Here is a 12442-nt window from a genome sequence, read left to right on the forward strand (position 1 = left end):
CCCGGGACGGTGCACGAATGTTTGAAGACGACGGTTACTCTCTGGATACGCTGGCGGTGCGCGCCGGCCAGACCCGCTCCGATGAGGGTGAACACTCGGAGGCGATCTACCTGACCTCCAGCTACGTATTCCCCTCCGCCGCTGAAGCGGCCGCGCGGTTTTCCGGTGAGAGCCCGGGCAATGTGTATTCCCGCTATACCAACCCCACTGTGCGCACCTTCGAACAGCGGATCGCCGCGCTGGAGCAGGGCGAGGCCGCAGTGGCCACTTCCAGTGGTATGGCGGCGATCCTGAGCCTGTGTATGGCCCTGCTGAAAAGCGGTGACAAGGTAATCTGCTCGCGCAGTGTGTTCGGCACCACGACCGCACTGTTCACCCGCTATATGGAAAAGTTCGGTGTGCGCGTCACCTTTGTTGACCTGACGGATATGCAGGCGTGGCGTGATGCCCTGGACGGGGATACCAGGCTGCTGTTCATGGAAACCCCATCCAATCCGCTGTGTGAGGTGGCGGATATCCGCGCTCTGGCCGACATGGCGCACAGCGCCGGCGCGCAGCTGGTGGTAGATAACTGTTTCTGTACCCCGGCGCTGCAGCGGCCGCTGACCCTCGGTGCCGACATGGTGGTGCACTCTGCCACCAAATACCTGGATGGTCAGGGCCGCTGTGTGGGCGGTGTGGTGGTCGGCAAGAAAGAGGTGATGGACGAGCTGGTGATCTTCCTGCGCACCGCCGGCCCGAGCATGAGTCCGTTCAATGCCTGGGTGTTTCTCAAGGGGCTGGAAACCCTCAATCTGCGTATGCAGGCACACTCGCGCAATGCGCTGGCCCTGGCCTGGTGGCTGGATGAGCAGCCCGCCGTGGAGAAAGTCAATTACACCGGTCTGCCCAAACATGCCGGCCACCTGCTGGCGGCCAGCCAGCAGTCCGCCTTCGGCGGTGTGCTCAGCTTCACCGTGCGTGGCGGCCGCGAGGAGGCCTGGAAGGTGATCGATGCCTGCAAGATTTTTTCGGTGACCGCTAACCTGGGTGACGCCAAAAGTACGATAGTGCACCCGGCCACCACGACCCATGGTCGCCTCAGTGAGGAGGAGAAAGCCCGGGCCGGGATTACCGAAAACCTGATTCGTGTCTCGGTGGGGCTCGAGGATGTCGAGGACCTGCAGCGGGACCTGGCGCTGGGATTGACGCAGCTGGTCAAATAGCGAGCGATAGGCGCCGATTGTGGCGGTCCCGGCAAAGTCAGGGGGGCCGCCACCTATGATTAAAGGTGGTGTTTGGTGTCTGGTTTTTCCACGGGATGACACACGTTGATTCCGGGAAGAGGCCGAACAGGGCAAGACGCCACCGCAATAAAAAACTGAGCAGTAATGGATTAGCCGTGCAAAAGATTATTTCCGCCATCGTCACTGATATCGGCAAAGTGCTGTTGGGCAAGGAGCACCAGGTGAAGCTGGCGCTGGCCTGCCTGCTCTCTCGCGGGCACCTGCTGATCGAGGATCTCCCTGGCATGGGCAAGACCACCCTGGCCCATGCCCTGGCCCGGGTGCTGGGTCTCTCCTACAACCGGGTGCAGTTCACCAGCGATATGCTGCCGGCAGATATCCTCGGTGTGTCGATCTTTGAGCGCGACAGTGGCAGCTTCCGCTTCCATGAGGGGCCGGTGTTCAGCCAGTTGCTGCTGGCGGACGAGATTAATCGCTCGTCCCCCAAGACCCAGAGCGCGCTGCTGGAGGCCATGGAGGAGCGCCAGGTCAGTGTCGACGGGGAAACCCGTGCGCTGCCGGAGCCCTTCTTCGTGATTGCCACCCAGAACCCGCTGCACCAGTCCGGTACCTTTGCCCTGCCGGAGTCCCAGCTGGACCGGTTTCTGATGCGCGTCAGCCTCGGTTATCCGACGCGCGAGGCCGAGCGGGCGCTCTTCCAGGGGGTGGATCCGCGGGCCGAGCTGCGCCGCCTGAAGCCGCGCATCGATGCCTCTGCCCTCAATCGACTCCAGGCGCTGGTGGGCCAGGTGAAAGCCTCGGAGAGTGTGCTCGATTACCTGGAGAGGCTTGTCTCGTTTACCCGCCAGAGCCCCGATTGTGCAGTGGGCCTGTCCCCCCGTGGCGCCCTGGCATTGCTGCACGCCGCCCGCGCCTGGGCGCTGATCGACGGTCGCGGCCACCTGTTGCCGGAGGATATCCAGGCGGTGCTGCCGTCAGTGGCTGGCCATCGCCTGCACAGTGAAAGTGGTGACGGCACCCAGCTGGTGGAGCGCCTGATGCACCAGGTTGACGTGATTGCCGCCTAGATGGGTACCGCCGAACATCCCCGGGGAACCTCCCTCCGTGGCCTGCAAGCGCGCTGGCGGGCGTTGACCACCCGCTGGCTGGAACGCCGGTCACCGGCGGCGCGCCAGGTCACCCTGAGCCACCGCAAACTCTTCATTCTGCCCTCCCGGGCCGGTCTCGGGCTCCTGCTGGTTATCCTGCTGCTGTGGTTGCTGGGCACCAATTACGAAAACAACCTGGTTTTCGCCATGGCGTTTCTGATGGCGAGCCTCTTCGCGGTGCTGCCGGTGCACACCTTTGCCAACCTCTCGGGCCTGAACCTGCGTCTGCTGTCGGCGCCACCGGCGTTCGCCGGGGACTTTGCGCGGGTGCGGATTGCTGCCGGCCGCATTGGTCGCCGCCAGCGCGAACATATCGAGATCTGCTGGCCACCGGAGGAGGGCGCGCAATTCGATCTGGTGGATACCGAGAGCAGGGAGATCGATGTCGCCCTGCCGGTAAACCGGCGCGGCCGGATTCGCGCCCCCAGATTGAGAGTGCAAAGCCGCTATCCCCTCGGGCTCTTCCGCTGCTGGAGTCATGTGGATCTCGATATCGAGATCCTGGTCTACCCGGCTCCCAGAGACCTGGGGCCGCTGCCTTTGGGAGCAGCGCCGGGTGAGGGGGACAGCCCGGAGCGCCGCCGCGGTGGCGATGACTTCGCCGGACTGCGGCCGTACCAGCCGGGCCATTCCCTCAGGCATGTTGCGTGGAAGCATTTTGCCGGTGGGCGGGACCTGCATAGCAAGGACTACGACAGTGGTGCCGATACACGGTTATGGCTCGACTGGGACCTGCTCGCCGGCAGGGATGTGGAGACGCGCCTCAGCGGCCTCTGTCACTGGGTGCTCGAGGCAGAGCGGGCGCAGATTCCCTACGGATTGCGCTTGCCGGGCAGCAACCTGTCTCCGTCATTGGGGGAGTCCCATCGGCAGCGGGCGCTGGCAGCATTGGCGGAATTTCCGCTGCAGGAGGTGTGAGTGACCCGCCCTGATTCTCTGTTACCCCGGGAAAGCCTGCTATGGATTTTTGCCGCCCAGTTCACCGTACTGTTACCGCACTTTACGCGCCTGCCACTGTGGATCATTTTCGGTTGGGCGCTGGCGGTACTGTGGCGTGTTGAGGTTTACCGGGGGCGCCGCGAGTTTCCGGGAAGGCTGGTGAAGTTACTGGCAGTTTCCGTGGCTTTGCTGGGGCTGGTTCTTTCCTATCGACGCTGGTTCGCGCTGGAGCCTATGGTGGCACTGCTGGCCGTCTCGTTTGCGCTAAAGAACCTTGAGCTGTTGAGCCGTCGCGACGCTTTCCTGAGCCTGCTGCTGGCCTATTTTGTCGCTGCCACCCTGTTCGTGTTCGAGCAGACCATCCCCTACGCGCTGTACGGCGTGCTCGCTGCGGTGGTGGTGACCGCAGCACTGTCCGCGCAGCTGGGCGGATTCAGCGCCCGCCCGCGCCGCGCCCTCGGGCTTTCCCTGCGCCTGTTGGCCCAGTCGGCCCCGCTGATGCTGTTGTTGTTTATGGTCATACCGCGGCTCGGGCCCCTCTGGGCGGTGCCGCAGAACAGTGGTGGTGCCAGTACCGGTATCAGCGACTCCATGACACCCGGCGACTTTACCCGCCTTTCCAAGTCCGACCAGCCCGCCCTGCGCATTGCCTTTGATGGACCGGTACCCGCACCGGAGCAGCGTTACTGGCGCGGACTGGTCTATTCCCACTTTGACGGGCGCCGCTGGAGCCAGGGCTTCGGTGTCGACCCGAGAGAGGGCGCGCCGGTGTCCTGGCGGAAGACTGAAAACCCCCTCCCCGAGGTGGGGCCCCGCTACCGCTACCGGGTTATCCAGGAGCCCACCCGCAATCAGTGGCTGTTCGCTATGGCGCGCCCGCATTCCGAGACGCGCGGTGTGGGCGAAACCCGCGATGACAGACTGGTGCGCTCGGTGCCGGTGTACAGTCGTTTCGCCTATGACGTGCGCTCCTGGCCCCGCAGCAGTCTTGTCCAGCGACCCGAGCTCGGTGACTTTGAGCGCCGGCGCAATCTGCAGTTGCCGGCTGAGGGCAATCCCAGGGCGAGGGCCTGGGCTCAAAACCTGGCGCAGGAGCACCAGGACGGGGCAGCGATTTCCGCAGCGGTACTCGAGTTCTTCCACCGTCGTTTTACCTATACCCTGAAGCCGCCGGCACTGGGGCAGGATTCAGTCGATGAGTTTCTGTTTGGCAGTCAGCAGGGTTTCTGCGAGCACTTTGCCGGCAGCTACGTCTTCATGATGCGCGCCGCCGGCGTGCCCGCACGGGTGGTGGCCGGTTACCAGGGCGGCGAGTGGGTCGATCAGGAAGAATATCTGCTGGTACGGCAGTATGATGCCCACGCCTGGGCGGAAATCTGGACGCCATCGCGGGGCTGGCAGCGAGTCGATCCCACAGCGGCGGTTTCCCCGGAACGCATCCGTGACGGCTTGCAGAGTGCCGCGGCAGAGGAGTTCATGGAGGATTCCCTGTTGCCGTTGCACCGCTTTTCGCTGTTGAATCGCCTGCGCCTGCAGTGGGACATGATCAACTACCGCTGGTATCAGACGGTGGTCAGCTTCGACAGTGACAGCCAGCAGAACCTGCTTAAACGGCTGCTGGGAGAGGTCTCGCCATTGCGGCTGGCTGCATTCCTGCTGATCCCGGCGGCAATCGGCCTCTGCCTGTTACTGCTCTGGCTGTGGTGGGGCGGGCGCGGCCAGCAGCTGCCCAGAGCCCAGCGCCTGTATCTCAAGTTTTGCCGACGGATGGCCGGAGTTGGTGTTCCGCGCCGGAGCGGCGAGGCGCCGCGGGATTATGCCCGGCGGATTGCTACCGAGGCGCCGCGGCTGGCTGCCATGGCGTCGGCGGTGACAGCCGCTTATGAGCGTGCGGCTTATGCCGATGACCCGAGTGCCGAGCGGCAGCTTGGCCGCCTGCTGCGCCAGTGGCGGCTCGGGGCGATGCTGGCGAACGTTGCCCCCCGGCGACACCAGGCCCAGGCCTGAACAAGGCAGCGTGATTTCCCGAACCCACTGGACCCGGTTACCGACAGGCACTATGGCGGCAAGATTGACCAGATTCCTCCTCGGCTACAGCGGCACAGCACTGGCGACCGGCCTGCAGGTGATCCTGCTGCCGTGGATTGCCGTCGCCGTGGCGGATCTGCCGGCATTGCACCTGGGGTGGGTACAGGCATCGGTATTACTGCCCAACCTGGTCTTCCTGCTGTTTGGCGGTGTGCTCGCCGACCGCCGTGATTCGGCGCTGGTGGCCGGGCTGGCTTGCCTCGGGCTCGCGGCCTGTCACGGGGGGTTGCTGCTGTATTTTTCCTATCAGATACCGGATCTGTCCGTGCTGCTGGTTTATGGCATCAGTCTGGGGGTGTGCACTGCATTCCTGCAGCCGGCGCGGGATAACCTGGTGCATCGCAGCGCCCACCGCTCGGAGGCCCGGGCCGGGCACAGCGGAGTGCAATACACCGTGACCTGGATGATGCTGGCCCAGTATGGTGGCCAGGCGGTGGGAATGTTGCTGGCCAGCCGATTTGACCAGTGGGGGCTGGAAATACTGCTGACGATCCAGGTGTCGGTGCTGCTGGTTGCTGCCGTGCTGTTATTTTCCCTGCGCCGCCGCAGCCGCGAGGTACGGCGTCAACGGCAGTTGCCCTTTGCCCTGATCCGTGAGGGCGTGGCGCAGGCATGGCAGCGTCCGGCGCTGCGGGAGTTGATCGGGCTGGTGGCCTTTAACGGCTTCGTGCATATCGGTGTGTTTCTGGTGGTATTGCCTCTGCTGGCCGAGGACTACGGGCGGGGAGCGAGCTACTACGCCACGCTGCAACTGGCTTTTATTGCCGGCACTGTGGCGGCGACGGTGATGATGTTACGCCGTGGCCAGGGGCAGGAGCCGGGCCGGGGCATTCTGATGTGTCTGCTATACAGCGCAGCCCTGCTGGTGGCGATCAGCTTCGGTCCCACTCCCCTGGGGCTGTTGATGTTGTGTGCCCTCTGGGGCGCGGTTGCGGCGGCCTCTGCGGCACTGGGGCGCGCGGTGGTGCAGATTCTGGCTCCGGAGGAATACCGCAGCCGCATTATCTCCATCTACCAGTTGGCCCTGTTCGGCTCGGCGGCAATCGGGGCCCTGGCCGCCGGGGTCGTCAGCGAGTACGCAGCGCCCCTGATGACGTTGCGCTGGGCGGGGGTTGCCAGCCTGGTGGCTTTTGTCGGGCTCCTGTTCAGCGGTGACCTGCGTCGCTACCGGGTCGAGAGTCACGATTAAACCCCGTGCGGGCTACCGCGCTTACCAGCGGTTGGTAATCCACAGGGTCTGGTAGGGCGCCAGGGTGATTTCCCCCATCATATCCTCGAATACCTGGCCGCTGATCAGGTCTTTCCACTGGTCGATTCCGATGAGATTCAGGCTCGACAGCAGGACCAGCTGCTCGCTGTCGGAAATGTTGTTGAGGCAGAAAACACTCTGGCGGCGGTCCAGGCTCTGGCGCCAGAAGCCGAAGATCTGCTCACCCAGGTGCAGGGTAAATTGCGTGGCATTGGGGTGGAAGGCCGCCTGGTCCCGGCGCAGTTGAATCAGTTCCCGCAGCCGGTAAAACACCTGGTGATGGTGGCTGTCCTTGTCTGCGAGCCGCTCGTTGAGCTCCTCTTCCTGCCAGTGACGCCGGTTGATGGCGCGGTTGTGGCCATGCTCTTCCATTCGCGCATAGTCGTTGGTGGTTCCCACCAGGCTGTGGATATAGAAAGCCGGTACGCCTTCCAGTGCCAGCATAATGGCGTGGGCGCAGATAAACCGCTCCAACTGCCACTGGTCTTCGCCGGCGGTGGTGCCGCGCAGGGCGTCATACAGAGCAATATTGATCTCGTAGGGCTTTGCACTGCCGTCGTCCAGCGCTCGCCAGGAAATTCTGCCGCCGAAGTTCTCCATGGTCTGGATCAGGGCTTCCTGCTCCTCATCGCTCAGCAGCCCCTCAACTGGTCTCAACCCGATACCGTCGTGGGAGGCGATAAAATTGAAATACGTCGTGCCGTTTTGTGCCGGCGGCATGCTCATCAACCAGTTCTTCAGGTGGTGGCAGTCGCCACTCACCAGGGTATGCACCAACAGGGGCGGCAGGGAGAAATTGTAAATCAGGTGTGCTTCGTTGGCGTTGCCGAAATAGGAGAGGTTTTCCCGGTTGGGAATATTGGTTTCGGTGATGATGATCGCATTCGGGTCGGCATGCTCGATCAGGGTGCGCAGCAGTCGCACGATCTCATGGGTTTCCTCCAGGTTGATACAGCTGGTGCCGATCTTTTTCCACAGAAACGCCACCGCATCCAGGCGGAAAATCCGCACACCCATGTCCAGGTAGAGACGGATGATATCCACCATTTCCTGGAGTACCCTGGGATTGCGGAAATCCAGGTCAATCTGGTCGTGGCCGAAAGTGCACCAGACACAGCGGGTCTCGTCACCGTTTTGCACTGACCGCAGCAGCGGCGTTGTGCGGGGTCTCACCACGCCACTCAGATCCTCGTTGGGGTGTACGGTGAAGAAGTAGTCCCTGCCCGGGTCCCTGTCCTGTTGGAAATTGAGAAACCACTGGTGCTGGGAGGAGCAGTGGTTGATCACCAGATCTGCCATCAGGTGAAAGTCAGTACTGATACGCAGGATATCATTCCAGTCCCCCAGGCTTGGATCCACTTGCCGGTAGTCGATGACCGCAAAGCCGTCATCACTGGAATAGGGAAAGAACGGCAATATATGCACGCTGTTGATCAGCATGGTGAAGTGGGTTTTCAGGAAGTGATGCAGTGTCTTCAGCGGGTGCTGGTTGTCGCTCTGAATAGTATTGCCGTAGGTGATGACGACTACGTCCGTTTCGTCCCAGAGATTTTTATGGGGCAGTGGCGTCTGGCAGTCCTCATCGAGGCGCATGACTTCAACAAACTCTCGCGCAAGGCCGCAGTCCGTCAGCTGCGGGTAGATCACTTTCAGGTGGTCGCACACCTTCTGCAGCAGCAGCTCTCTGATCGGGAGTTCGGTGCTCTGTTGACTACTCATGGACATCCTTTGCTCAGGGGCTGTATTCCTCGAAATCCGCTTCCACGGCCTCATTGAGCTCCATCAAGAACTCCGGTGCAGCACTGGTGATACGGCTCCAGCTGGGGATAAACGGCGTTTCCATCGGGTTTTCCAGAAAAGTCTGGCCAGCCTTCATCAGGTTACGGGCGAACAGCTCCACGGTCTGCTCCTCCTTGTGAATGTCAAAGTCCAGCCCATTCATGATGGCGTCGTTACGGTAGGTCTCGACAAAATCCAGCGCGATGCGGAAATAGGTGGCCTTGATACTGCGGAAGATTTCCGAGGAGAAAACGATGCCCTGGGTGGCAAGCTTGCGAAACAGCGACTTGGAAATATCGATCGACATTTTCGACAAGCCACCCTGGTCATCGTGGAATGAGACATTCTGATGCTTGTGGTCGTAGCTGTGGGCGATATCCACCTGGCACAGGCGGTTGGTGGAATAGTTGCGGTACATTTCCGACAGTACACCGATTTCCAGCCCCCAGTCACTGGGGATGCGCAGGTCGTTGATGACATCGCGGCGGAAGGAAAACTCCCCTGCGAGGGCGTAGCGGAAGCTGTCCATATAATTCAGGTAGTCGGTGTGGCCGTAAATTTTCTTCAGTGTGCGGATCAGCGGAGTGACTAGCAGACGGCAGACGCGACCGTTGATCTTTCCCGAGGCCACCCGGGAATAGAAACCCTTGCAGAACTCGTAATTGAAGTTGGGGTTGGCGATCGGGTAGAAGAGCCGCGCCAGCATGGAGCGATCATAGGTGACAATATCGCAATCGTGCAGCGCCACCGCTTCACCCCGGCGGGAGGAAAGTATGTAGCCGAGACAGTACCAGACGTTGCGCCCCTTTCCCGGTTCCAGCGGTGCCAGGCCGCGCTCCTGCAATTTTGCATCCAGGTTCCTGAGGCGGGGGCCGTCGTTCCAGAGTACCCGCACATGCTGCGGCAACTTGGTGAAATGCTGCAAGGCGTCGCGATACTGGGCCTCGTCGGCGCGGTCCAGGCCGATGACAATTTCAGAAAGATAGGGAACACGAGACAGCTCTGCGAGAATTTTCGGCAGGGCCTCCCCCTCCAGCTCGGAATACAGGGAGGGCAGGAGCAGGGACATGGGACGCTGACGGGAAAACTCGATCAGCTCCCGTTCCATTTCCTCCAGTGGGCGGCGGGATAAGTTGTGGAGAGTGGTAATACTGCCATTCTGGAAAAAGTCGGTCACAGGGCGCTCCTGGTTCTTGTACTTGCGGTGTCTCAAGCCGTTTTCTTGCCGGCAGTGCAGATACCTTGGTTTTCTCTCGTCGTTCTCTTTGTTGCTCTAGCTGGCTGTTATCTTTCTTCGTTGGAGGGGAATACCAGTTCGCCGATGACTTCCCGCCAGCCAAGCGGCCCCTCGGCAGTACTGGTGATCACCTGTCGCGTTGGTGTTACCTGCAGCTCTGGCGCGGCACGATCCACGGCGCGGATAATGACAGCCACGTCTGCGACCGCCAGCATGTCCAGGTCATTTTCGCTGTCACCGGCGCAGATCAGGGAGAGGTTTTCCCGCCCGGCCTGCTGGTAACAGCGGCGCAGGGTCTCTGTTGCCTGTCCCTTGTCTGTCGGGCCCTGCAGATGCAGAAAGCGACCTCCTTGCAGGGTAGCAAGGCCGGCTTCTCGGGCCCGCTCGCGGAAGGCGACCTTTTCGGCATCAGTACCGCGCCACAGCAGCGGCTCGGAATAGCGTCTCTGCTGGGCCAGTTCCGCCTGCTTGGTGGTCAGTCCAGTGGCCTCGACGATCTCAGCGGTGGAGGCCTGGGAGAATGCGAGGTAGGGTGCACCGTGCTTGATGGCGTCTGCCTGAAGATAGTGCACCAGGGTATCGCGGGGCGTGCCGGTTTCCAGAATCAGGAAATCACCGCTGTCTTTCGCAGAGTGAGCACCCTGCGGAATTTTGGCAAAGTAGTCCCGCGGGATCACAATGGCGGAACCATTTTCACAGATAAAAGGATGCCGGTTTTTGAGCTCGCGCCGGAGGGCGAGCATTTCGCTGCTGGTTTTGCTGCTGTTCAGCACCACGGGGATGTCAGCGGTCTCCAATGCCGCAAGCAGAGTGTCCACCGGATCATGGGAATAGTCGAAGTGATCGAGCAGGGTTCCGTCAAGATCACTCACGATCATCCAGGCGTCATTGGCCTTTTGCTTCAATCCATCACCCTGTTGCTTGTCTCGGAGTGTTGCTGTCATCACTGCCCTGTCGCTGTGCGTCAAATACAGTAATCCAAATTTAGTGCCAGAACGGCTCAGCGCCTGGAAATAGTCCTTTGATGTCGTGTCCTGCCACGAATCAGTTCCGTCAGTGACATTCGCCGTGCATCAGCCCTCTGGACTTGATGGTGAGTGCACCGGCTTGGTGAGGCAATTCCATTTTAAAAACCTGGCTGCCCCGAAGTGGGGCGCTGGTTCGAACTTGTCTGGGTAACGTTGAACATGGCGCCATTTTCCCGGTTCGCTGTTCTGTGACGGGCATTCTCCAGAGCGGGCACTTTTGCGCGACCAGTGGTTGCCTTATATTCACGCTCGCAGAGGTTATTCGCGTCAGGTGGGTCACCACCCAGCTGACAGTAGATGTGTAATCAAATAGTTCAGGGAGGAATTCAATGAGTTGGAGTAAGGCCAATATGGCTGCCGGTGCGTGCTGGGGGATTCTTGCGCACCACGAAGTGGGGCAGTTGCATCCCGAATTGCATCCCTTTGCCGGGGCTGGAGCACTATCCCTGGCCATGCTGCACTATTACAACCCCCATGCCTCGGCACTGCACCGGGAATTGCGGGCGGCCGGTTTGGCTGAGCAGTTCGTGGCCTATGTATTTCATTTTTACCGTCCCGGTTTTGAGCGTCAGTCAGACGACGGCAACCGGCAGGAACGTTTGAAAGGCCTGCAGGAGAAGCTCTATCGACTCTTTCTGCAGCCGGAGGGTAAAACCCTGGATGACCTGGCCCGTTTACTGGACGAGGAACTGGTTTTCGCCGATGAGCTAACCGGGGTGGAAGCATGATTTCGTTCAAGAACTCCGCGCGCTACGGCTTCGCCATACTGGCCGCACTGGGCTCCGCACATGGGTTGGCCGACACCGCCGATGCTGCCGGTCACAAGTCGTTTGAGTTGGTGACCCTGACCAGTGAAGAGGCGGGGCGCACTGCGCTGGGGGTAGACTTCGAAATTGATCGCATCGAGCTGGGGCCGGTGCAGTTCTCTGCCCAGGGTGTTTATTCTTTTGATGATGCGGTGCGCTCCCAGGATATGCTGAGCTTCGACTTCAGCCGTGAGTTTGCCTCAGTACAGCAGTGCTACCAGGTTGGTATGGATACCGGTGCGGATAACGACGATGCACCGGTGGTGATCGAGCCGGGAACCCTGCCTGACGGTCCGGGGCCGGTGAATAGTTGCCCCTGGGGGCGCTGGAGTTTTGGCGGCTCGGCCAGTCACGAGACCGACCAGGACTTTGACGATGGGCAGACGGTGCTGGCGTTGACCACTGCGCTGGAGATGCCCGCCGCCCATGACAATGCCACTTTTGCGCAGTTCTACGCCCTGCTGGACTTTGTACCGGGATTGCTGCGTGCGGCGAGTGGTTATCCCGCGGACCACGAGCTGGGTAGCGCGTTGCGGCCAATTGTCTCCCTTGCGCTCGGTGAAGTGGATCCCCAGCAGGATGCGCAGCGGGAGCAGCTACTGGGTGGACTGGATCGCTACTACCGGGCGGAGGGGGAGATTTCCCTCAGCACGCCGGTGGCGTTGTTCGATGGCAAACCGGTCCTGCTTGCCTACGATTACCGGTATTTCAGGGAGCTGGATGCGGATGCGGTGATTGAGGGTGCAAATCTGCATCGTAGCCGGTTACTGCAGTTTTCCCTGCGCATGCCCAGTGCAGACGATCGGGGTTATGCATTCGTAGGTTACTCATCCGGCAGGTTGCCGTTCGGCATCGAGGATGAAGTACTGGAAGTGGGCTGGAGTTACAGTCTCTGACTGCCCGGCTCCATGGTTGCTGTGAAGCAGACCGGCCCTTCCACGG

General features: G+C 61.2%; 10 protein-coding genes. 7 read left to right on the plus strand and 3 right to left on the minus strand.

What is annotated here, in order from left to right:
* The first annotated feature begins 17 nt into the window (after window positions 1-17).
* The 5 genes from AWR36_RS00595 to AWR36_RS00615 all read left to right on the plus strand — a co-directional run bounded on the left by AWR36_RS00595 (window position 18) and on the right by AWR36_RS00615 (window position 6590).
* Complete coding sequence (locus AWR36_RS00595; protein ID WP_067079691.1) at window positions 18-1205, plus strand: O-succinylhomoserine sulfhydrylase; 1188 nt, start codon at window positions 18-20, stop codon at window positions 1203-1205.
* Between the two features lie 176 nt (window positions 1206-1381).
* Window positions 1382-2293: an AAA family ATPase gene (locus AWR36_RS00600; protein ID WP_067079693.1), complete on the plus strand. Its 912-nt coding sequence runs from the start codon at window positions 1382-1384 to the stop codon at window positions 2291-2293.
* Window positions 2294-3292 (plus strand): DUF58 domain-containing protein, encoded by a 999-nt coding sequence (locus AWR36_RS00605; protein WP_082679308.1) that lies wholly within the window; start codon window positions 2294-2296, stop codon window positions 3290-3292. It abuts the gene before it with no gap.
* Window positions 3293-5320, plus strand: a complete 2028-nt coding sequence (locus AWR36_RS00610) for a transglutaminase TgpA family protein (protein ID WP_067079695.1) — start codon at window positions 3293-3295, stop codon at window positions 5318-5320. It begins immediately after the preceding gene.
* Window positions 5321-5384: 64 nt separating this feature from the next.
* Window positions 5385-6590: an MFS transporter gene (locus AWR36_RS00615; RefSeq protein ID WP_231745202.1), complete on the plus strand. Its 1206-nt coding sequence runs from the start codon at window positions 5385-5387 to the stop codon at window positions 6588-6590.
* A gap of 21 nt (window positions 6591-6611) precedes the next feature.
* Here the strand turns inward: AWR36_RS00615 and AWR36_RS00620 are convergent, their stop codons facing one another.
* The 3 genes from AWR36_RS00620 to AWR36_RS00630 all read right to left on the minus strand — a co-directional run bounded on the left by AWR36_RS00620 (window position 6612) and on the right by AWR36_RS00630 (window position 10610).
* Window positions 6612-8369 carry a sugar phosphorylase gene (locus tag AWR36_RS00620; protein ID WP_176491079.1) on the minus strand — a complete coding sequence of 586 codons (1758 nt, stop codon included), beginning with the start codon at window positions 8367-8369 and terminating at the stop codon, window positions 6612-6614.
* Window positions 8370-8382: 13 nt separating this feature from the next.
* A complete protein-coding gene (locus AWR36_RS00625) occupies window positions 8383-9606 on the minus strand; it encodes a glycosyltransferase family protein (protein WP_067081707.1) in 1224 nt (407 codons plus the stop codon).
* A 107-nt stretch (window positions 9607-9713) separates the two neighbouring features.
* Window positions 9714-10610 (minus strand): HAD-IIB family hydrolase, encoded by an 897-nt coding sequence (locus AWR36_RS00630; RefSeq protein ID WP_082679309.1) that lies wholly within the window; start codon window positions 10608-10610, stop codon window positions 9714-9716.
* Window positions 10611-11023: 413 nt separating this feature from the next.
* Here AWR36_RS00630 and AWR36_RS00635 point away from each other — a divergent pair, with 413 nt between their 5' ends.
* The gene (locus AWR36_RS00635) at window positions 11024-11422 is read left to right on the plus strand and encodes a hypothetical protein (protein ID WP_067079701.1); all 399 of its coding nucleotides are present in this window, start codon (window positions 11024-11026) and stop codon (window positions 11420-11422) included.
* Complete coding sequence (locus tag AWR36_RS00640; RefSeq protein WP_067079703.1) at window positions 11419-12396, plus strand: hypothetical protein; 978 nt, start codon at window positions 11419-11421, stop codon at window positions 12394-12396. Before AWR36_RS00635 ends, AWR36_RS00640 begins: the two co-directional genes overlap by 4 nt.
* The last annotated feature ends 46 nt before the right edge of the window (window positions 12397-12442 follow it).

It is taken from the genome of Microbulbifer flavimaris (genome assembly GCF_001641755.2).
Taxonomy (GTDB): Bacteria; Pseudomonadota; Gammaproteobacteria; order Pseudomonadales; family Cellvibrionaceae; genus Microbulbifer; species Microbulbifer flavimaris.

Bases quoted from the DNA above. Each gene is read 5' to 3' on its own strand.
- AWR36_RS00595 (WP_067079691.1), top strand. From the start codon at position 18: ATGTTTGAAGACGACGGTTACTCTCTGGATACGCTGGCGGTGCGCGCC.
- AWR36_RS00620 (WP_176491079.1), bottom strand. From the start codon at position 8,369: ATGAGTAGTCAACAGAGCACCGAACTCCCGATCAGAGAGCTGCTGCTG.
- AWR36_RS00635 (WP_067079701.1), top strand. From the start codon at position 11,024: ATGAGTTGGAGTAAGGCCAATATGGCTGCCGGTGCGTGCTGGGGGATT.
- AWR36_RS00630 (WP_082679309.1), bottom strand. From the start codon at position 10,610: ATGACAGCAACACTCCGAGACAAGCAACAGGGTGATGGATTGAAGCAA.
- AWR36_RS00640 (WP_067079703.1), top strand. From the start codon at position 11,419: ATGATTTCGTTCAAGAACTCCGCGCGCTACGGCTTCGCCATACTGGCC.
- AWR36_RS00605 (WP_082679308.1), top strand. From the start codon at position 2,294: ATGGGTACCGCCGAACATCCCCGGGGAACCTCCCTCCGTGGCCTGCAA.